Annotated in this window: 19 protein-coding genes; 8 read left to right on the forward strand and 11 right to left on the reverse strand. The window is 72.4% G+C overall.

Annotation, left to right across the window (positions count from 1 at the left end; genetic code table 11):
- Together scy and mce are read right to left on the reverse strand one after the other, a co-directional pair.
- Positions 1-3,236: polarized growth protein Scy (gene scy / locus ACIBEA_RS20460; RefSeq protein ID WP_399262784.1), on the reverse strand; the 3,236-nt coding region annotated here is incomplete at its 3' end.
- A 181-nt stretch (positions 3,237-3,417) separates the two neighbouring features.
- Positions 3,418-3,846: a methylmalonyl-CoA epimerase gene (gene mce / locus ACIBEA_RS20465; protein ID WP_354379916.1), complete on the reverse strand. Its 429-nt coding sequence runs from the start codon at positions 3,844-3,846 to the stop codon at positions 3,418-3,420.
- A 137-nt stretch (positions 3,847-3,983) separates the two neighbouring features.
- Between mce and ACIBEA_RS20470 the strand changes: the two genes are divergently transcribed.
- The 3 genes from ACIBEA_RS20470 to ACIBEA_RS20480 all read left to right on the forward strand — a co-directional run bounded on the left by ACIBEA_RS20470 (position 3,984) and on the right by ACIBEA_RS20480 (position 6,332).
- Entirely contained in the window at positions 3,984-5,204 is a 1,221-nt protein-coding gene (locus ACIBEA_RS20470; protein WP_399262786.1) for an acetyl-CoA C-acetyltransferase, read from the forward strand.
- Between the two features lie 11 nt (positions 5,205-5,215).
- Positions 5,216-6,178 carry a methylmalonyl Co-A mutase-associated GTPase MeaB gene (meaB, locus tag ACIBEA_RS20475; RefSeq protein WP_399262788.1) on the forward strand — a complete coding sequence of 321 codons (963 nt, stop codon included), beginning with the start codon at positions 5,216-5,218 and terminating at the stop codon, positions 6,176-6,178.
- Positions 6,179-6,257: 79 nt separating this feature from the next.
- Positions 6,258-6,332: a 50S ribosomal protein bL37 gene (locus ACIBEA_RS20480; protein WP_107089157.1), complete on the forward strand. Its 75-nt coding sequence runs from the start codon at positions 6,258-6,260 to the stop codon at positions 6,330-6,332.
- A 65-nt stretch (positions 6,333-6,397) separates the two neighbouring features.
- On the opposite strand, the gene ACIBEA_RS20485 is transcribed toward ACIBEA_RS20480, so the two are convergent.
- From ACIBEA_RS20485 to ACIBEA_RS20505, 5 genes are all read right to left on the reverse strand, one after another.
- Positions 6,398-7,009 (reverse strand): PepSY domain-containing protein, encoded by a 612-nt coding sequence (locus ACIBEA_RS20485; RefSeq protein ID WP_399262790.1) that lies wholly within the window; start codon positions 7,007-7,009, stop codon positions 6,398-6,400.
- A gap of 95 nt (positions 7,010-7,104) precedes the next feature.
- Positions 7,105-7,581 carry a MarR family transcriptional regulator gene (locus ACIBEA_RS20490; protein ID WP_354380107.1) on the reverse strand — a complete coding sequence of 159 codons (477 nt, stop codon included), beginning with the start codon at positions 7,579-7,581 and terminating at the stop codon, positions 7,105-7,107.
- Positions 7,582-7,646: 65 nt separating this feature from the next.
- A complete protein-coding gene (locus ACIBEA_RS20495) occupies positions 7,647-8,465 on the reverse strand; it encodes an AIM24 family protein (RefSeq protein WP_399262791.1) in 819 nt (272 codons plus the stop codon).
- A complete protein-coding gene (locus ACIBEA_RS20500) occupies positions 8,462-9,112 on the reverse strand; it encodes an AIM24 family protein (protein WP_354379920.1) in 651 nt (216 codons plus the stop codon). Before ACIBEA_RS20500 ends, ACIBEA_RS20495 begins: the two co-directional genes overlap by 4 nt.
- On the reverse strand, positions 9,112-9,750 hold the full coding sequence (locus tag ACIBEA_RS20505) for an AIM24 family protein (protein ID WP_330332690.1): 639 nt from the start codon (positions 9,748-9,750) through the stop codon (positions 9,112-9,114). Before ACIBEA_RS20505 ends, ACIBEA_RS20500 begins: the two co-directional genes overlap by 1 nt.
- 138 nt (positions 9,751-9,888) lie before the next feature.
- Between ACIBEA_RS20505 and ACIBEA_RS20510 the strand changes: the two genes are divergently transcribed.
- Both ACIBEA_RS20510 and ACIBEA_RS20515 read left to right on the forward strand, forming a co-directional pair.
- On the forward strand, positions 9,889-10,233 hold the full coding sequence (locus ACIBEA_RS20510) for a DUF3817 domain-containing protein (protein WP_399262793.1): 345 nt from the start codon (positions 9,889-9,891) through the stop codon (positions 10,231-10,233).
- Positions 10,230-10,526: an MTH1187 family thiamine-binding protein gene (locus tag ACIBEA_RS20515; RefSeq protein WP_365618316.1), complete on the forward strand. Its 297-nt coding sequence runs from the start codon at positions 10,230-10,232 to the stop codon at positions 10,524-10,526. The genes ACIBEA_RS20510 and ACIBEA_RS20515 overlap by 4 nt, the downstream gene beginning before the upstream one ends.
- Positions 10,527-10,540: 14 nt before the next feature.
- On the opposite strand, the gene ACIBEA_RS20520 is transcribed toward ACIBEA_RS20515, so the two are convergent.
- Entirely contained in the window at positions 10,541-11,026 is a 486-nt protein-coding gene (locus ACIBEA_RS20520; protein WP_399262795.1) for a hypothetical protein, read from the reverse strand.
- Complete coding sequence (locus tag ACIBEA_RS20525) at positions 11,023-11,352, reverse strand: hypothetical protein (RefSeq protein ID WP_399262796.1); 330 nt, start codon at positions 11,350-11,352, stop codon at positions 11,023-11,025. Before ACIBEA_RS20525 ends, ACIBEA_RS20520 begins: the two co-directional genes overlap by 4 nt.
- A gap of 291 nt (positions 11,353-11,643) precedes the next feature.
- On the opposite strand from ACIBEA_RS20525, the gene ACIBEA_RS20530 reads away from it, so the two are divergent.
- Together ACIBEA_RS20530 and ACIBEA_RS20535 are read left to right on the forward strand one after the other, a co-directional pair.
- A complete protein-coding gene (locus ACIBEA_RS20530; protein WP_399262798.1) occupies positions 11,644-12,639 on the forward strand; it encodes a DUF5937 family protein in 996 nt (331 codons plus the stop codon).
- Positions 12,640-12,734: 95 nt separating this feature from the next.
- The gene (locus ACIBEA_RS20535) at positions 12,735-13,754 is read left to right on the forward strand and encodes a glycoside hydrolase family 6 protein (protein WP_399262800.1); all 1,020 of its coding nucleotides are present in this window, start codon (positions 12,735-12,737) and stop codon (positions 13,752-13,754) included.
- Positions 13,755-13,800: 46 nt separating this feature from the next.
- On the opposite strand, the gene ACIBEA_RS20540 is transcribed toward ACIBEA_RS20535, so the two are convergent.
- Together ACIBEA_RS20540 and ACIBEA_RS20545 are read right to left on the reverse strand one after the other, a co-directional pair.
- Positions 13,801-15,807 carry a galactose oxidase-like domain-containing protein gene (locus tag ACIBEA_RS20540; protein ID WP_399262803.1) on the reverse strand — a complete coding sequence of 669 codons (2,007 nt, stop codon included), beginning with the start codon at positions 15,805-15,807 and terminating at the stop codon, positions 13,801-13,803.
- A 3-nt stretch (positions 15,808-15,810) separates the two neighbouring features.
- On the reverse strand, positions 15,811-17,568 hold the full coding sequence (locus ACIBEA_RS20545) for a glycosyltransferase family 2 protein (protein ID WP_399262805.1): 1,758 nt from the start codon (positions 17,566-17,568) through the stop codon (positions 15,811-15,813).
- A gap of 237 nt (positions 17,569-17,805) precedes the next feature.
- On the opposite strand from ACIBEA_RS20545, the gene ACIBEA_RS20550 reads away from it, so the two are divergent.
- The gene (locus ACIBEA_RS20550; RefSeq protein WP_399262807.1) at positions 17,806-19,035 is read left to right on the forward strand and encodes an MFS transporter; all 1,230 of its coding nucleotides are present in this window, start codon (positions 17,806-17,808) and stop codon (positions 19,033-19,035) included.
- Positions 19,036-19,050: the final 15 nt, after the last annotated feature.

Below are 19,050 nucleotides of genomic sequence, written 5' to 3' on the forward strand. Positions count from 1 at the left end.
GCTTCCGCGGTGGCTTCGCCGATGAGGTGGTCGGCCTGTTCGGCGGCTTCGGTGCGCAGTCGTCCGGCTTCGGTGCGGGCCTCGTCGAGGGTGTTGGCGGCTTCGGCGCGGGTGGCGTCCGCCGCGGCGATCGCCCCGGTGGTGAGCCGTTCGGCCTCGGCCGCGGCCTCGCCCACCGTGCGCTCGTTGGCCGCTCGGGTCTCCTCCGCGAGCCGCTCCGCTTCCGCGGTGGCTTCGCCGATGAGGTGGTCGGCCTGTTCGGCGGCTTCGGTGCGCAGTCGTCCGGCTTCGGTGCGGGCCTCGTCGAGGGTGTTCGCGGCTTCGGCGCGGGTGGCGTCCGCCGCGGCGATCGCCGCGGCGGTGAGCCGTTCGGCCTCGGCCGCGGCCTCGCCCACGGTCAGGGCGTTCGCGGCCAGGGTCTGCTCCGTGTGGGCCTCGGCCCGCTCCGTCGCCTCGGCGACGATCCGGACACCCTCGGCGCGGGAGGTCTCCAGGGACTCCGCCGCCTCCCCGCGGATGCGGTTGGCGTCCTCACGGGCGTCGGCGCGGGTCCGCGAGGCGTCCCGCTCGGACGCGGCCAGCGCGTCCGTGGCCTCGGTGCGCACCCGCTGCGCGTAGTCGGCGGTGTCCGTGCGCAGCTGCTCGGCCTCGGCGATCGCGTCCCCGACGGTCCGCTCGGCCAGTGCCTTCGCCGCGTCGGTCTCCAGCCGGGCCTCGCTGCGGATCCGGTTCGCGTCCTCGGTGGCCCGCTCCCGCTCGGCGTACGCGTCGCCGCGGACCCGGTCCGCCTCCTCCTGTGCCTCGGTCTTCGTGCGCTCCGCGGCGTGGTCCGCCGCGCTGCGCAGCCCGGCGACCTCCTCCTCGGCCTGCTCGTGCAGGCCGGCGACGGCGTCGCGGACCTGCTGGGCGGTCGCCTCGGCGGCCGACACCACCTCGGACGCGCGCCGCTCGGCCTCCTCGGTCAGCCAGACCGCCTCGGCGGTGGCCTCCTCCGAGCGCTTGCGGGCCTGCGCCAGCAGTTCCTCGCTCTGCTCGCGGGCCTGCGCCCGCTCGCTCTCCGCGTCGGTACGGGCCGAGGTCAGGGTCTCCTCGGCCTCCCGGCGACGCCGGGCGGCCTCCTCCTGCGCGGCGGCCAGCGCCTCCGCGGCCTCCGCGGCGACCCGCTCGGCCGCCGCCTTCGCCTCGGCGCGCAGCCGGTTCGCGGTCTCCTGGGCCTCGGTGCGCAGTCGCTCGGCCTCGGTCTGCGCTTCCGTGCGCAGCCGGATCCCGGTCTGCTCCGCCTCGGCCCGGGTCTGCCCGGCCTCCTCGGCGGCGTCCGTGCGCAGGCCGGTGGCCTCCGCCTCCGCCTGCGCCTGGAGGGTGCGGATCCGCTCCGCCGCCTCGGCGCGCAGCCGGTCGCTCTCCTCGGTGGTCTCCCGGCGGATGCCCTCGGCCGCCGCACGGGCGTCCTTCAGCGTCTGCTCGGCGCCCGCGAGTCGGCTCTCGGCCTCCTGCTGGAGGCGCACCAACTCGGCGTCCGCCTCGGTGCGCTGCCCCGCCAGGGCCCGGTCGGTCTCCTCGCGGCGCGCGGCCACGGCCGCCTCGGCCTCGGCGTGCAGCGCCTCGGCCTGCTCCTGGGCCTCGGCGCGCAGCCGGTCGGCCTCGGCGCGGGTGCGCTCCAGGGTCTCCTCGGCCTGCCGGCGCAAGGTGGTGGCGCGCTCGACGGCCTCGGCGCGCACCCGCTCGCTCTCGGCGGTCGCCCCGCCGCGCAGCTCGTCCGCGTCCGCCTTGGACTTGCCGAGCAGCTCCTCGGCGGTCCGGGCCGCCTCCTCGATCTGCTGGACGGCCTCGCGGCGGGCCTCGCCGCGGATCCGCTCGCCCTCGGCGACGGCCTCGGCGCGCAGCTGCTCGGCCTCGCCGCGCAGCCGCCGGGCGTCCGCCTGGAGCTCGACCGTGCGGGCGCGGTACTCCTCGGTGTCGTCCTTCGCCGCGCCCTTGAGCTCGTCGGCGGTGGCCGCGGCCTGGGCGCGCAGCCGCTCGGCCTCCGCCTCCGCCTCGCCGCGGATCCGTTCCGCCTCCTCGGAGGCGGCCCGGGTGGTCGCGCGGGCGTCCTCGGACGCCTTGTCGAGCACGTCCTCGGCGGCGCGCGCCGCCTTCGCGAGCTGGGCCGCGGTGTCCTCGGCGGCCGCGGTACGGGCCTTGTCGCCGGCCTCGGCGGTCACCCGGTCGACCTCGCCGCGGGCATCGGCGAGCAGCTGCTCGGCCTCGGCCTTGAGGGCCTCGGCCTCCTTGGTGGCCTCGCCGACGAGCCGGGCGACCTGCTCCTTGGCGGTGCGGGTGCGCTGTTCGTTGACGGACTCCACCGACGCCAGCTGGCGGGAGGCGCTCTCCTTGGCGTCGCTCAGTACCCGCTCCGCCTCGGAGCGGGCCTCGCGCAGCGCGCCGTCGGCCTCCTGCACCCGCTGCTCGGCCACCCGGCCGAGGTCCATGGTCTGCTGCCGGGTCTGCTCGGCCTCGGCGGACGTACTGGTGCGCAGCCGCTCGGCGTGCTCGGTCGCCTCCTGGGCCTGCGCCGAAGCGGCGGTCAGCAGCCGCTCGGCCTCCTTGCGGGCCCGCAGCAGGGTGGACTCGGCCTCGGCGCGGGAGGCCTCCGCGTCGGCGGTGAGCCGGCGGCGGGCCTCCTCGGCGAGCCGGGCGGCCTCGGTCCGGGCCGCGTTCAGCGACTGCTCGGCCTCGGCGCGGGACTCCTCCATGAGCCGGCGGGCCTGGGCCTCCGTACGGGCGCGCAGCTGCTCGGCCCAGGCCACGTTCTCGTTGACGTGGGCCTCGACGGTCTGGCGGCGCTCGTTCAGTTCCTGGTCCAGGCGCTGGCGCCGGTTGACGGCCTCGCCGTGGAGCTCGGCCTGCAGGCGCGCCTGGTGCTCGGCGTGCTCCTGGAGGATGCGCTGGGTCTGGGCCCGGGCATCGCGCAGTTCGCGCTCGGCGTCCGACCGCATCTGATCGGCCTGGATCTGGGCATTGCGGAGCAGCTGCTCCGCCTGGTAGCCCATGTCCGCACCGTCGTAGGCGGGGCGGGACGCGAGACTGCGGCGCACCTCATGGAGCTTGGCGCGCAGCACCTCGACCTGGTACCCCAGGTCCTCGGCGTGCTGGACGGCCTTCCCGCGTTCTTTCTTCAGCCGCTCCATCTCGGCCTCGAACCGCGAGAGATGGTCGGCCTCGGCCTGATGGCTCTCCTGGCTTTCGTAGCCCCGCACAGCGCGGTCCCATCCGTCCCCTGGTCGCAAGCTCACTCCCAAATGAGCATCGTCCGCCCGCTGAACGACGCCCCCGGGGGAATGGTGTCAGATGGCGGGCCGAGACCCGCAGGCCCCGACCCCTCTGCGCACCGAACCCCGGCCGAGCCACCCTCACTCTACCGGCCGGGGAATCGGGCGGTCAGTGCTCAGGGTTGGCGGTGACCAGTTCCGTGAGGACACCGTGGCAGTCCTTGGGGTGCAGGAAGGTGATCCGGGAGTCCATCGAGCCCCTGCGCGGCTCGTCGTACAGGACGCGGACGCCCTTGCCGCGGATGGCCTCGGAGTCGCCGTCGACGTCCTCGGTGCCGAAGGCGATGTGGTGCACCCCCTCACCGTTCTTGGCCAGCCACTTGCCGACCGCGGAGTCCTCGCGGGTGGGTTCCAGGAGCTGGATGTAGGAGGCGCCGCCGTCGGAGGTCCCGTTGATCTTCAGCATGGCCTCGCGGACGCCCTGCTCCTCGTTGACCTCGGAGTGGAACACCTCGAAGCCGTACGTGGCACGGTAGAACTCGACGGTCTTGTCCAGGTCGAAGCAGGCGATCCCGATGTGGTCGATTCTTGTCAGCATGGGACCAGTGCACTCTGGAGGAGGGCGGTCACGCAACGTGCCAGCGATCACACCTGCGCCCCGGTGACGGCGCGGGTACCGCTCAGTACATTCGGGTAAACCCTCGTTCACTCCTCTCATCCAAGGGGCTGTGCCTCATGTCCGGAACGAACAACACCACTTCAGTGATCGTCGCCGGGGCCCGCACGCCCATGGGGCGACTGCTCGGCTCGCTGAAGTCCTTCTCGGGTGCCGACCTCGGCGGTTTCGCCATCAAGTCCGCGCTGGACCGGGCCGGGATCACCGGTGACCAGGTGCAGTACGTGATCATGGGTCAGGTGCTCCAGGCGGGCGCCGGCCAGATCCCCGCCCGCCAGGCGGCGGTCAAGGGCGGCATCCCCATGAACGTTCCCGCGCTCACCATCAACAAGGTGTGTCTGTCAGGTCTGGACGCCATCGCGCTCGCCGACCAGCTCATCCGCGCCGGAGAGTTCGACATCGTGGTCGCGGGCGGCCAGGAGTCGATGACCAACGCCCCGCACCTGCTGCCCAAGTCGCGCGAGGGCTACAAGTACGGCGCCATCGAGATGCTCGACGCGATGGCCTACGACGGCCTCACCGACGCCTTCGAGAACATCGCGATGGGCGAGTCCACGGAGAAGCACAACACCCGGCTGGGCATCGAGCGCGCCCCGCAGGACGCCTTCGCGGCCACCTCCCACCAGCGCGCCGCCGCCGCGCAGAAGAACGGCGTCTTCGCCGCCGAGATCACCCCGGTGGAGATCCCGCAGCGCAAGGGCGACCCGGTCGTCTTCGCCGAGGACGAGGGCATCCGCGCCGAGACCACGGTCGAGTCCCTGGGCCGGCTGCGCCCGGCCTTCGCGAAGGACGGCACGATCACCGCCGGTACCTCGTCCCAGATCAGCGACGGCGCGGCCGCCGTGGTCGTGATGAGCCGGGCGAAGGCCGAGGAGCTGGGCCTGGAGTGGATCGCCGAGATCGGCGCCCACGGCAATGTGGCGGGTCCCGACAACTCGCTCCAGTCGCAGCCCTCGAACGCGATCCTGCACGCCCTGAAGAAGGACGGGCTGGAGGTCGCCGACCTGGACCTGATCGAGATCAACGAGGCTTTCGCGGCCGTCGCGGTCCAGTCAATGAAGGACCTCGGCGTCGACCCGGAAAGGGTGAACGTCAACGGCGGCGCGATCGCCCTGGGCCACCCGATCGGCATGTCCGGCGCCCGCGTGGTGCTCCACCTGGCGCTGGAGCTGCAGCGGCGCGGCGGCGGGGTCGGCGCGGCCGCCCTGTGCGGCGGCGGCGGTCAGGGCGACGCGCTGATCGTGCGCGTGCCGGCTCCCGGTTCCGACTCGAAGGCGTAAGGGCTGATCGCATGACGACGGTGGACGTTCCCTCGCTCGTGGCCCAGGCCCGGGAGGGCAGGCCGCGGGCCGTGGCCCGGCTGATCTCGTTGGTCGAGGGGGCGTCCCCGCAGCTGCGCGAGGTGATGGCGGCCCTGGCCCCGCTGACCGGCGGGGCGTACGTGGTGGGCCTCACGGGCTCGCCCGGCGTGGGCAAGTCCACGTCGACCTCGGCGCTCGTATCGGCGTACCGGCGCGCGGGCAAGCGCGTCGGGGTGCTGGCCGTGGACCCCTCCTCGCCGTTCTCCGGCGGGGCGCTCCTCGGCGACCGGGTGCGGATGTCGGACCACGCCTCGGACCCCGGGGTCTACATCCGCTCGATGGCCACCCGCGGGCACCTGGGCGGCCTCGCCTGGTCCGCCCCGCAGGCGATCCGGGTGCTGGACGCGGCGGGCTGCGACGTGGTCCTCGTGGAGACCGTGGGCGTGGGGCAGTCGGAGGTGGAGATCGCCTCCCAGGCGGACACCTCCGTGGTGCTGCTGGCCCCGGGCATGGGCGACGGGATCCAGGCCGCGAAGGCGGGCATCCTGGAGATCGGCGACGTGTACGTGGTGAACAAGGCCGACCGGGACGGCGCCGACTCCACCGCCCGCGAGCTGAACCACATGCTGAGCCTCGGGGAGTCCCGGGGCCCGGGCAGCTGGCGGCCGCCCATCATCAAGACGGTGGCGGCCCGCGGGGAGGGCATCGACGAGGTCGTGGAGGCCCTGGAGAAGCACCGGGCGTGGATGGACGAGCGCGGGGTGCTGGAGGAGCGCCGCCGGGCGCGTGCGGCCCGTGAGGTCGAGACGATCGCGATCACCGAGCTGCGGGCCCGGCTGGCCGACCTGCACGGGGACGCCCGCCTCGACGCGCTGGCCGCCCGGGTGGCGGCCGGCGAGCTGGATCCGTACGCCGCCTCCGACACCCTGCTGGCGACGCTGACGGAGGCCTGATCCGGCGTTCTGATGCGCGCTCCGCGGGGTCCGCCTAAACTGGCGAACGCCCGGAATGCCCCGACCCAGGGAGTGCGTCATGGCGAAGCGCGGCAACAAGAAGCGAGCCCGCAGGAAGAAGAAGGCGAATCACGGCAAGCGTCCCAACGCCTGACCGGACCGCCCGACCCGCGTGCGGAGAGCCGCGTCCCCGGAAGCCGGGGGCGCGGCTCTCGTGTGTCAGTTGCTGCCGCCGTCGCTACCGTCGCTGCCGCCGTCGCTGTTCTCGTCGTTGTCGCCGGAGTCGTGAGACAGGGTGGCCTTGCCCGAGGTGGGGTCGACGTGGACGTTCTGCGTCTGCCCGCCCGAGGTCTTGACCTCGACGTTCCAGTAGCGGGACGTCTTGCCGTTGTCATTGTCGTCGTCGTCCCAGCTGACCGACCGGACCTGGCCCGGGTGGGCGGCGACGGCGGCCTTCAGGGCCTGGATGGCGGTGACCTTGGCGGCGATCAGGGCCGCGTACCCGTTGTCGTTGTCGTCGTTGTCGTCGCTGTTCTGCTGGGTGACCGCGCCGCTGCTGGAGTCGACCTCCAGCTCCGCGTGCTTGCCGCCCTTGCCGATCACGTCGACGTGCCAGACGGAGCCGTCCTTGTCGAGCGACTCGACGACGCCGGGGAACTTCTTCAGCGCCGCGCCGGCGGCCGTCTCGGCCGATACGTCGGCCGGTACGGCGGTCACCGCCGTCGGGGCCCGCGCCGCGTCGCCCGCCGTCGATGCGGCGGCGGCGGCGACGGGGCCGCCGGCGACCAGGACCACGGCCGCGGCGGACGAGACGAACAGCTTGCGCTTCATGAGTGACCTCCCTGCCGGAAAAGACCCCCTCACCATGCTGGGGGGTGCCGGGAGGATCGGCGCGGCGGGCCCGCGGGCGGGCCGGCCGCGCGCGCTCAGGCCTTGCCGCGCTGGTCCCGCAGGTGGTCGGCGACCGGTCCCAGCGACGCCCGCAGGTCCGCCAGGCCCTCGGGGGTCAGCAGGTCGATGAAGTGCTTGCGCACCGACGCCACGTGGTGCGGGGCGACCTTGCGCATGAGTTCCATGCCGGCCTCGGTCAGCACGGCGTACAGACCGCGCCGGTCGGACTCGCAGTTGACCCGGATGACCAGCCCCGCCGCTTCCATGCGCGTGATCTGGTGCGAGAGCCGGCTCTTGGACTGGAGGGTCGAGGTGGCGAGGTCGCTCATCCGCATCCGCAGACCCTCGGACTCGGAGAGGTTGACCAGGATCTCGTAGTCGTTGTTGGTGAGCCCGAAGGGCTGGAGATCCTTTTCCAGCTGGTGCATCAGCAGCCTGCTGACGTCCAGGTGCGTGCGCCACACGCACTGCTCGGCGTCGGTGAGCCAACGAGTGGCCGTGTCGGTCTCCATGGTCTCCATGAATGAACTCTACCTAAGAAGTTGAATTACGTACAAAATTGCATGTCAAACCGGCTTCACAGGCCGAAGCGCCGCTGGAGGTCCCCGAGCTGCCCCGGCATCCGCGGCACGCCCAGCTGGGACAGCGGCCCCTGCGCCCCGATCCCGGCCCCCGGCACGCCCGGCTCGCCGGCGCCCGCTCCCACGGCCCCGACCGCCTGCTCCGCCATCAACAGTTCGGTGGACTGGAGCAGCACCGTGCCCGCCCCGACGAACTCGAACTGGTGCTCCTCGCCCGAGGTGCCGCCGATGCCGGTGAGCGAGCGCAGCCCGCCCAGCACTCCGGACATGTACCCGTGGTCGTAGTGGTGACACGGTGAGGGGCAGTCCGCCCAGCCCACCAGTGCCTGCGGATCGACCCGCAGCGGTGGTTCCATGAACACCACCGGTCCGTTGGACGCGGCCACGAACTTCCCGGTTCCGATGAGCGTCAGGAAGCCGGGGACGATCGACTGCTTCAGGGCCAGGGTGGGCTGGTAGGCCAGCAGGTTCCCCGACCGGATCGTCAGGTTCCCGTTCTCCAGGTCGAAGGAGTTCACGTCGAAGGCCCGGTCGGCGAGGAGCATCTTGCCCTGCCCCTCGGCCACCACCCAGTCGCTCGCGTGCAGCGGCGAGTGGAAGCTCGTGCGCAGCAGCCGGTCGAACCGGCCGTGGCCGATCCCGTTGAACTCGATGCGCCCGTAGTAGGCGATCATCTTGCCCTTCTGCAGGAACCACTGACTCCCTTTGAGTTCCACGCAGAAGGTGTACGCATTGACGTTGTCGTCGGACGGCAGCGTGTGCGGGTCGAAGACCGTCGGCCCGCCGGGGCCGCCCGGCACCGGTCCGTAGTTCACAGCTTGTCCTCCGAGGCCTGTACGTACACCGCGCCCTGGCCGGACAGCTCCAGCTGGAACGCCTCGCCCGAACCGCGCCCCACCATGTCACGCCACCCGAGCGCGGTGGAGAGCTTGTTGCGCACCTCGCCGTGGTGGGCGACGTAGGCCTGCGGGTCCACGTGGATCGGGCGCTGCGGGGTGATCGGCAGTTCGATGACCCCGCCGTGCGCCATCACGGCGACCGCGCCGTGCCCCTTGAGGGTCGTGGTGAACAGGCCCTGGCCGGTGACCTGGCCGCGCACCATGCCCATGACCCCGCCCTGCGAGCCCATGAACATCGTGCCCTGCTGGAGGGTGCCGTCGAAGGCGAGCAGTCGGTCGGCCTCGACGTAGAGGGTCTCGCCGGTGAGGTTGATGACCTGGACGTGGTGGCCGCCGTGGCCGAACATCACGGTGCCGCTGCCCTCGACCGTCATCAGCGGGGTCTGCTCGTTCGCCACCCGGCGCCCGATCATGCCCATGACGCCGCCCTGGCCGCCCGTGAGGTTCGGGGTGAAGGAGACCTCGCCGCGGTAGGCGAGCATCGCCCCGCGCTGGCTGTAGAGCTTCTGCCCGGGCACGACCTGGGCCTCGATCATCTTCGAGTTGATCTCGCGGAACGGCATCAGAGGTCGCCCCCGATGGTGTTGCGCTCGCTGGGCTGCACGTAGACCAGGCCCTCGCCCTCGAAGCGGATCTGGAAGGACTCGCCCGAGCCCTCGCCCATCAAGGTGCGGAAGTTCACCCCGGACTGGAAGTGCTGTTGGAGGTTGCCGGTGTGCGCGATGTACGCGCCCGGGTCCACGGAGAGCGGGTACTGACCGCTGACCCGCAGCACCACGGCCGGACCGTCGGACATGATCGCCGCCTGCCCCGAGCCCTCGACGGTCGTGGTGAACAGGCCGTTGCCCGTCGCCCCGCCGCGCAGCCCGGTGAAGGTGGTGCCGGTGCGCAGACCGGCGTCGGTGCACAGGAGGTTGCTGGACTCGACGTAGAGCTTCTCGCCACGGAGATCGACCAGATTGATCTCACTCGCGCGGTCGGCGAAGAAGCAGGTGCCGTGCCCCTGCACTTCCATCACGGTCATCTGCTCACCGGTGAGCCGTCGCGTGACCATCCCGCGGAGGCCCTCGCCACCGCCGGTCATCTTCTTGAAGGCCATCTGACCGTCGTACGCGACCATGGAGCCGTTCTTCGCTTTGACGGCATCCCCGGTCAGGTCGACGGCGAGCACCTTGCTGCCTTGGAGTCGGAACTGAGCCACGGGAAGACGTTATCGGCAGCGGGGCGGTGCGAACAGAGCCCGCTGGCCGATATCCGTCATAGTCGGACCCGCCGGAAGATCACCGGAGGCTGCTGAGACACTGGAGGCGACCCCCGGCCTCCACCCCGAAGGTTCCCCGTGGACATCAAGACCGCCTCCGCCCTGCACCGGCTGCGCCTCATCTCCGTACCGGAGGCGCTGTCGTTCCCGGCGCTGCTGATCTTCGGCTCGCTGCTCAGCCGGATCTCGGACATCGACTACCTGATGATGCCGCTGGGCATCCTGCACGGCATCCTGTTCGTGATCTACGCGGTCTTCCTGCTCGACGTGTGGCACAAGGCGAAGTGGCCGGTCAAGAAGGTCGCCCTGTTCTTCCTGTTCGCGCTGCTGCCCTTCGGCGGCCTCTTCGGCGACCGGATCCTCAAGCGCGACGAGGCCGACAGCGTGCTGGCCGCGCGGGCCCGCGAGGCGGCCCGCGCATGATCATCGCGTTCTCCGTGACCCCGCTGGGGGTCGGCGAAGAGGTGGGCGAGTACGTCGCCGACGCGGTCCGCGTCGTGCGCGAGTCCGGGCTGCCCAACCGCACCGACGCCATGTTCACCACGGTGGAGGGCGAGTGGGACGAGGTGATGGACGTGGTGAAGCGCGCGGTGGCCGCCGTGGAGGCGCGCGCCCCCCGGGTCTCCTTCATCCTCAAGGCCGACATCCGCCCCGGCGTCAGCGACGGCATGACCTCGAAGATCGAAACGGTCGAACGCCACCTCGCCGAGGGCTGACGCCCCCAGCGCCCTCACACGGCGTGGACGTGCACGTCCGGGGGATTCAGCACGGCCAGGTACGCGGAGATGTCCTCCGGGTCGCTGGTGAAGATCACCGCACTGCCGTGCTTCGTGGCGGCCAGGGCCACGCATGCGTCCACCGCGTCGGGCCGCTTCTTCGGTGGGAGTTGTGCCTGGCCCAGGACGGTGCCGATCCGATGCCAGTCAGCCAGGTCGAAGCCCGTCGCGCAGGCGATGCACTCGGGCCGGCCCGCCCTGGTCTCACGCATCGCCGGGGCCGAGCTACGGGCCTGCGGCACCGTGCAGTCTTTGAGAGTGGCGCCGAGTGCGTGCACGAGCGCCGGATTCGGGCGCCACGCCTGGGCCAGTACCGGACCGAGGACGAGCGCCCGGTGCGGGGTGGCCTTCAAGGCCTCGTGCAGGCGGGCGGGCTTGGCTTTGCGGTCTGCCAGGGCGATCAGCATGCCCGTGTCGTAGACGGGGACCCGTACGGTCACGCGGCTTCGCCCGAGCGGGCGCCGGGTCGATCGGGCCCGTAGACGAGGTCGAGGGCGGATTCGACCTCTCGTCGCTCCTGCTCGGTCAATGCGTCGAGGGGGGCAGCGGCCTCTGGAGGGATACCCGCGGCCGCGGCCTCGGCCGCCGCGATGGTGCCGTCCACGCCCGCGAACTGATCTTCTATGGCCTCGGTCTCGGCCATCTGCCGCGTCGCCGCGTGCACGAGGTACGCGGACACGTCCAAGCCGGCCCGCTCGGCGTGCAGCCTGATGCGGTCGGCCTGGTCTTCGTCAAGGCTGATGGTGATCCTGGTCTTGGCCACCATCGAAGTGTATGACGCGTATGACGCCGAGCCAAGCGCGACGCCGGGCACGGCCCGCCGGGGTCCGGGCGGCGCGTCAGGCACGCGTTCTGAGACCAGGGCCCGAGCGGCCGCCCCAGCGGAGCGGCTTGCGTCAGCTTGCGCGAGGGTGGTCCCCGGGGTGTGGGAGCGTCAGGACGGGCGAGCGGCTGCGGGCCGGTGGAGGGTGTTTTTTCGGCCAGACTGAAGCGCGGCGCGTCAGGACCCGCAGAGGCGGGCCGGCCCGCCCTGGTCTCACGCATGGAGGGGGAGTGCATGGCGGTTCGGTATCGGTTCGGGGCCGCCGATCTGTTGCGGTGTCGGTTCGCCATCTCGCCGTGTTGGGAGACCGTCGAGGCGGTGCGGACCTTGAAGCTGCCCGAGCGGCACGGTTACCACCTGCCCTGGCTGGACGGCATCCGCGGCGCCGCGGCCGGGCTCGACCTGCGGCCCCTGTGGCTGCTCATGCCGCACCGCGGGCACAATCCCGACTTCCTGTGCCCGCCCCCGCTCGGCCCCGACGTCACCTTCGAGGAGGAGCTGGCCCGGGTGCGCGCCGTGGATCCGATCGCCGCGCAGGCGGAGATCCGGCTCTCCCTCTCCTGCACCCCCGGCGCCCTGGAGAGCGGGACCGGCCGGGCGCTGCTCGCCGATCCCGAGCGGGCCGTACGGGACCTGGCCGACCTCGCCGAGCGGGCCTGGCACGCGCTGGTCGCCCCGCACTGGCCCCGGCTGCGGGCCATCCTGGAGGCCGACGTCCTCTTCCACTCGCGCCGCTTCGCCGCCTCCGGGCTGGCCGGGCTCTTCGAGGGGCTCCACCCCGACCTCACCTGGTCCGAGGGGACGCTGACGATCGAGCGCCGCACCCAGCACGACCGCACGCTCGACGGCCAGGGTCTGCTCCTGATGCCGAGCGCCTTCGTCTGGCCGAAGGTGATCGGCATCTACGACCCGCCCTGGCAGCCCACCGTCGTCTATCCGGCCCGGGGGATCGGCGCGCTGTGGTCGCGGGCCGCCGAGGAGACCCCGGCGGCCCTCGCCCGGCTGCTGGGCCGCGCGCGGGCCGACGTCCTGTGCGCGCTGCGCGAACCGGCCTCGACGACCGCGCTCGCCCACCGCCTCGGCCTCGCGCCCTCCTCCGTCTCGGCGCACCTCCAGGCACTGCGCGGCGCGGGCCTGTTGGAGCCGCGCCGCCAGCGCCACCAGGTGTTCTACGAGCGCACCCCGCTCGGGATCGCGCTGGCCACGGGGGTGCCCCCGGTCGAGTCGTGAGCGGCGCCGACCGCGGTGTCGCGACCGCGCGGCTACTGTCCGTCATGTCACGATGTCCCGGTCCGCAGCCCGTCCCGCCGTCCCGAGGAAGCCGGATGCCAGGCCGCCGCCGCATCACCATCGTGACCAGCCTCGTCCTCCTGTCACTGTCGGTCACCGCCGGCTGCACCTCGTCCGGGCAGGGCGCCGCGCCCGCGCGGACGCAGGCGGCCGCGCCCGCCGACCCGGCGGCCGTCGGGTCGCCGTACTGGGTGGACCCGCAGAGCGACGCGGCCCGGCAGGTCGAGACCTGGGAGGCGCAGGGCCGCAACAGCGACGCCCAGGTGCTGCGCCGGATCGCGGACCAGCCGATGGCCCTGTGGGGGCCGGGCGACGATCCGGGGCCGGAGATCCGCCGGGCCGTGGAAGGGGCCCGCGCGGCGGGGCGGACGGTGGTGCTCGCCGCGTACAACATCCCCTACCGCGACTGCGGCCAGCACTCGGCGGGCGGGGCCCCGGACGCCACCGCCTACCGCAGCTGGATCGGCGCCTTCGCCGACAACATCGGCGAGGCGAAGGCGATCGTCGTCCTGGAGCCGGACGCCGTCCCGCACATGGTGGACGGCTGCACCCAGGTCGACCACCACGAGGAGCGCTCCCGGCTGCTGTCGGAGGCCGTCGACCGGTTGAAGCGGAACAAGAACACCAAGGTCTACCTGGACGCGGGCAACCCGGCGTGGATCCCGGACCCGATGAAGCTGGTCGGGCCGCTCTTCAAGGCGGGCATCGACCGCGCCGACGGCTTCTCGCTCAATGTGTCCAACTTCCAGCCGGACGCGGCCGGGCGGGCGTACGGCGCGGTCCTCTCCAAGGGCACCAACGGCAAGCACTTCGTCATCGACACCAGTCGCAACGGCGAGGGCCCGCTGCCGGGCGGCCGGCAGCAGGCCTGGTGCAATCCGCCGGGCCGGGCGCTGGGCGTGCGGCCCACCGACCGGACCGGCGATCCGCTGGTCGACGCGTATCTGTGGATCAAGCGCCCGGGGGAGTCGGACGGCCCCTGCCGGGGCGGTCCGGCCGCCGGCCGCTGGTGGCCGGATTACGCGCTGGGCCTCGCCCGCCGCGCCAGGGACTGACCCGCGGGGACCGGGAGCCGACCTGGCCAGGGACCGACCCGCGACCTCATTCGGGCGGCATCCACCCCACGTCCGAGGACGGCGGCGCCGTCCGCGGCGCCCTGACCCGGATCCACTTGGCCGCCGACGGCGTCCCGTCCGCGTCGGCCGCGAAGAGCATGTACCAGCCGGGGGGTACGAGCGTGGGGTCGCCCGGCACCTCCAGCGTGACGCCGTCCTTCGTCCGCGTCAGCCCCAGCTCGACGGAGCGCTGCTCGACGTCCGTGGAGTGCGTGACCGCACTGGGCCGCATCAGCCGGGCCCGCTCGATCCGCTCCGGGTGCGGGCTCGTGAAGGCGGCCCGGCCGCCCGGTTCCACCTCGTCCGGACCCGCGCCGAGGACGGGCCGCCGCGCCGGGTCCCGGTAGAGGTAGGGCGGGGTGTACACCTCCAGCCGGTGCTCGAAGGTGCCGAGCTTGGTGTTGTCCTTGTCGGCGAAGAGCGGGTCGGAACCGAAGGTGACCACCCGCCCGTCGGGCAGCAGGAGGGCCTCGGAGTGGTAGTCGCGGCCCACGGTGGGGTCGGCGGCGGCCACGAAGGAGTCGCTGCGCGGGTAGTAGAACTGCGCCTTGTGGATGTCGGAGGCGCCCCGGCCGCGGTAGTCGGTGGAGCCCCCGGTGGTGAAGACCGAGTCGTCGGGGAGCAGCACGCTGCTCAGGTACCGGGTGCCCTGCGGCAGCGGGGCGGTGGTGCGGAAGACGGGGGAGTCCGCCTTGAGGTCGATCACGGCGGTGCGCCGGGTGGAGAGCTTGGACTCGCCGACGCCGCCGCCGCCGAGCACCATCACCTTCTGGTCCTGGGCGGGCGGCAGCAGGACGGAGGAGGAGGTTTCGAGCTGGTCGGTGTCGGCGAGCCCGCCGACCTTCTTGAACTCGTTCGTCGTCGGGTTCCACACGCCCGGCGCGCGGCCCTTGTCCTTGGGACCGTAGCCCGCGTTGGAGCCGGTGTAGAGCAGGTTGCCGCCCTGGGTGAGGAAGAGGGCGGGGTAGGTGGGGAAGTAGTGGAAGGGGCCCTTGGCCCACTTCTTGGTCTGCGGGTCGTAGATCTCGTTGTCGCCCGGGACCACGTCGCCGACGTCGTTGAGGCCGGATACCGCGAGCACCCGGCCGTCCTGGAGGCCGACGAGGGTCGGGTACCAGCGGGCGTCCTTCATGGGGTCGACGGGGATGTACTTCTCGGCCAGCGGATCGAACTCGTAGGCCGACTTGATGCCCTGGAAGTCCTGCTTGACGGTGCTCAGCCGCTCGGCCAGACCGTAGACGTTGGCGGCGTCCTCGCCCCGCAGCCCGAGGACCTCGTACTGCGCCGCCTCGGTGGTCAGCCCCTCGCGGCCCTCCCGCACGGCCTCCACGAAGACCCGCGCCTCGGCGGCGGTCACCTTGGTGCGCCAGGGCCGCATCTGCCCGCCCCGCCCGTAGGTGATCTCGAACTCGCGCGTGGCCCTGGGCACGGTGACGTCGAAGCGGGAGATGTACTCGACTCCGGTCGGTGAGCGGAAGCGGGTCCCCTTCTTCAGGGTGACGGCCTTGTCCGGGCTCTCGTTCTTGACCCGCATGCCGCCGCCGGCCCGGGTCACCTTGCCGTCGAGCACCTCGTAGCGGGCGGTGCCGCCCGCCACCAGCAGTCGCCCGTCGGGCAGCTGGGCGTGCCCGGAGCAGAAGAAGTCCTCGGGGGTCGGGATCTTCTTGAAGGTGTCGTTCGAGGGGTCCCACAGGATGGTGTCGAAGGTGCCCTTGTCGAAGTTGCGCTGGTTGTTGCCGGAGCCCGCGATCAGCAGCACCTTGCCGGTGTGCAGCAGGGCCGCGTGCATGGCGTTGACCTTGTACCGGTCGGGCAGGTCGATCAGGTTCCACGAGCCGTACTGGATCTTGTAGCTGGACTGCCCGATCTTGTACGCGTGGTACGTGTCCCCGGCGAAGGAGAGCGTCGCCGGGGCGTTGAGCGCCACCAGCACGAGGGCCGCGCTCGCGCCCAGGGCCGTCTTCTTGAACCGCTTCGAGGGCCGGTAGGCCATGGGTCACTTCCCTCCTGATGTCGCGAGGGCCGCTTCCGGTTCCTCCCCGGGCTCGTGACCGCCGGACCGGCCCCCGGCGCGGCGCGCGCGCAGGCGGGTCGTGCTCCAGACGGCGAGGGGGGCGAGGGTGATGCAGAGCGCGAGGACCGCCCAGACGCGCATGGCCACGTGGGTGTGGTCGTAGCGCACCGAGGCGGCCAGGGAGGCGATCAGTACGAGGGCCCAGAAGAGGTGGATCCGGAAGGTCGCCAGCCGGTCCGGGCTGGCGTCGCCGCCCTTGGGGGTGACGACGAAGGAGCCCCGGGTGCGCAGCACCGCGGAGCCGAGCGACTTCAGGTACACGGGAGCGCAGATCGCGGACATCGCCATGCCGGCCAGTCCGCCGGACCCCTCGGGCTCGTGGGGCGAGACGTTGTGGCGGCGGTTCCACAGGTAGAGGCCCACCTGGAGGGCGGCGGCGTCGGTGTACAGCATCAGCCAGACCTCGGAGGAGACCTGGGTGCCGGAGGCGCCGAGCCAGAGGAACAGCACGCAGCTGAGGATGCCGAGGAGCCAGTTCACGGCGGTCATCGGGTAGTACACGAGCATCAGCGTGTAGTTGAGCCAGCGGCCGGGAGGCATCCGGAAGAAACTCTTCCAGTACTGCCGCAAGAGGGTCTCGTAGGTCCCGCGCGACCAGCGCAGCTGCTGGGTGAAGAAGTCGGTCCAGGAGGCCGGGCCCTCGCCGACGGCGAGCACGTCCGGGGTGTAGACGGAGCGCCAGAACCGGCCGGTGGCGGGGTTGCGGCGCAGGTGCAGCTCGAAACCGGTGGCCATGTCCTCGGTGATCGAGTCGTACAGTCCGCCGACCTGGCGCAGTGCGCTGATCCGCACGGCGTTGTTGGTGCCGACGAACATCGGGGCGCCGTAGCGGTTGCCCGCGCGCTGGATCAGCGCGTGGAAGAGGTACTGCTGGGACTCGGCGGCCTTGGTGACGGAGGCGGTGTAGTTCCCGTAGACCTGCGGACCGACGACGAAGGCGGTGTCGGGGTCACGGAAGTAGCCGAGCATCCGCTCCAGGAAGTCGGGCGTCGGGACGTGGTCGGTGTCGACCGAGGCGAAGAAGTCGTAGTCCTCCCCGTGCCCGACCAGCCAGGAGTTGTAGTTGCCGTGCTTGGTCCTCGCGCGGTGGGCGCCCTTGCGGGTGTTCCACTCGGGTACGCCCTTGCGGGTGAAGTGCCGGACGCCGAGCTCCGCGCACAGTTCCCGGGCGGCCTGGTCGTCGCCCTCGTCGAGCAGCCAGACGTCGAGCGGTCCGTCGTGGTGGATGCCCACGGCGCCCCGGAGGGTGGTCCGCACCATGGCGAGGGGTTCCTTGCCGGGCACGTACGTCGTCAGGAACGCGACCCGGGTGCCGGGCTCGGCCGGGACCGGGACCGGATCGCGGGCCACCATCGTGGCGTGGGCGATGGACACGACGTTGACCAGCATGAAGAGCATGATCAGCGCGATGGACACGAGCATCACGGTGTCGCAGTGGACCAGCCAGCGGGCGGCGCCCTCGCGGACCGTCCAGTGGCTCGGCCAGACGAGGTAGAGGAAGAGCACGGCGGAGAGCACCGGTGCGAGCGTCATGAGCGCGACGGCGCGTATTCGATGCGGCTCGCGCGACAGGAGGGAGCGGTACTGGACCCGGTAGACACCGGTCGGACCCGGTTCCGGCTCTTCGAGCGGACCGGCGAGACAGCGGTGGGTCTCGTAGTCGAAGCCTTGCGGCCGCACGGTCCCTCCAGTGCTCGATCCGGAATCGATATTCCTACAAAAATGGACAATTCAGGGCGTGTCGAACGGGATGCGGCCGAGCGGGCGATTCTCGTTCCCGACCCTCCCCGTTGGGCCGTACGGGTGACCCGGGCCGCCCGGGTGACCCGGGCCGCCCGGGGGAGCCGGACGCCCGCGGGAGATTCGGGTGGGCCCGAATCACTGGGGCGGGTGGGACGGCGGCGGCAGGCTCCGGGCATGGCATCCGCACCCCCCGGCTACGGCGCGGCCTTCCGCGTCCGCGAGTTCCGCCCCGTCTTCGCCGCCCACCTCATGTCCGTCCTCGGCCTCGTCGTCGCGGAGATCTCGCTCACCGTCCTGGTCTTCCGGGCGACCGGCTCCCCGCTCCTGGGCGCCCTCACCTTCGCCCTCGGCTTCCTCCCCTACGCCCTCGGCGGCACGCTCCTCGCCGGCATCGCCGACCGCCATCCCGCCCGCCGGGTGCTCGTCGTCTGCGACCTCGTCTGCGCGCTGTGCGCCGCCGCGATGGTGCTGCCGGGGACGCCCGTCGCCCTGCTCTTCGTGCTGCGCTGCGCCATGGCCTTCGTCGCGCCGCTCTTCCAGGGCACCCGCAGCGCCTCGCTCGCCGACATCCTCGGCGACGGCGACGCCTACGTCCTCGGCCGCTCGCTGCTGCGGATGGTGGCCCAGAGCGCCCAGCTCGTCGGCTTCGGCGTCGGCGGGATCCTGCTCACCGCGATCCCGCCGCGCGGGGCGATCGCGATCACCGCCGTGACCTTCGTCTGCTCCGCCCTGCTGCTGCGGCTGGGGACCCGCGCCCGTCCGGCCCGGGCCGCCGGCGCCGCTGCGACCTCGCCCTTCGCCGCGGTCCGGGCCGTCTTCGGCGACCGCCGGCTCCGCGCGGTCACCCTGATGTTCTGGCTGCCGCCGCTCTTCGTCGTCGTACCGGAGGCGCTGATGGCGCCGTACGTCGAGCACCTCGGCGCCGGCACGGCCGCGCTCGGCCTGCTGATGTGCGCGATGCCCGTCGGCACCATCGCCGGCGAACTCTGGGCGGGCTCCGCGCTCGGCGCCGGCGCCCGCTCCCGGATCGTGGCCCCGCTGGCGGCCGTGGGCCTGCTGCCGCTGCTCGGGTACGCCGTCCGCCCGGGGGTGTGGCCGCTGGCGGCCCTCCTGTTGGCCGCCGGCCTGGCGCACGCCTACACCCTCGGCCTCGACCAGTGGTACGTGGACGCGGTCCCCGATGCACTGCGCGGGCGGGCCATGACCCTGCTGAGCACCGGGCTGATGACCCTCCAGGGCGTGGGCATGGCACTGGCCGGGCTCGCGGCGGAGTTCTGGCCGGTGCACGCGGTGGTGGTGGGATCCGGAGTGCTCGGCACCGGATGCGTGCTGTTCCTGCTGGCCGAACTGCGGGCGAGCGCCCCGTCCGGGTCGAAGTGTGAGACGGCCCCCGCCCTCAAATGACCGGCGGGTAGGGTC

The organism is Streptomyces sp. NPDC051555, from assembly GCF_044454405.1.
Lineage (GTDB): Bacteria > Actinomycetota > Actinomycetes > Streptomycetales > Streptomycetaceae > Streptomyces.

Excerpts from the sequence above, each read along its gene's own strand:
- mce (WP_354379916.1), bottom strand. The coding sequence starts at position 3,846 with ATGCTGACAAGAATCGACCACATCGGGATCGCCTGCTTCGACCTGGAC.
- ACIBEA_RS20470 (WP_399262786.1), top strand. The coding sequence starts at position 3,984 with ATGTCCGGAACGAACAACACCACTTCAGTGATCGTCGCCGGGGCCCGC.
- meaB (WP_399262788.1), top strand. The coding sequence starts at position 5,216 with ATGACGACGGTGGACGTTCCCTCGCTCGTGGCCCAGGCCCGGGAGGGC.
- ACIBEA_RS20485 (WP_399262790.1), bottom strand. The coding sequence starts at position 7,009 with ATGAAGCGCAAGCTGTTCGTCTCGTCCGCCGCGGCCGTGGTCCTGGTC.
- ACIBEA_RS20490 (WP_354380107.1), bottom strand. The coding sequence starts at position 7,581 with ATGGAGACCGACACGGCCACTCGTTGGCTCACCGACGCCGAGCAGTGC.
- ACIBEA_RS20500 (WP_354379920.1), bottom strand. The coding sequence starts at position 9,112 with ATGCCGTTCCGCGAGATCAACTCGAAGATGATCGAGGCCCAGGTCGTG.
- ACIBEA_RS20515 (WP_365618316.1), top strand. The coding sequence starts at position 10,230 with ATGATCATCGCGTTCTCCGTGACCCCGCTGGGGGTCGGCGAAGAGGTG.
- ACIBEA_RS20525 (WP_399262796.1), bottom strand. The coding sequence starts at position 11,352 with ATGGTGGCCAAGACCAGGATCACCATCAGCCTTGACGAAGACCAGGCC.
- ACIBEA_RS20530 (WP_399262798.1), top strand. The coding sequence starts at position 11,644 with ATGGCGGTTCGGTATCGGTTCGGGGCCGCCGATCTGTTGCGGTGTCGG.
- ACIBEA_RS20535 (WP_399262800.1), top strand. The coding sequence starts at position 12,735 with ATGCCAGGCCGCCGCCGCATCACCATCGTGACCAGCCTCGTCCTCCTG.
- ACIBEA_RS20540 (WP_399262803.1), bottom strand. The coding sequence starts at position 15,807 with ATGGCCTACCGGCCCTCGAAGCGGTTCAAGAAGACGGCCCTGGGCGCG.
- ACIBEA_RS20550 (WP_399262807.1), top strand. The coding sequence starts at position 17,806 with ATGGCATCCGCACCCCCCGGCTACGGCGCGGCCTTCCGCGTCCGCGAG.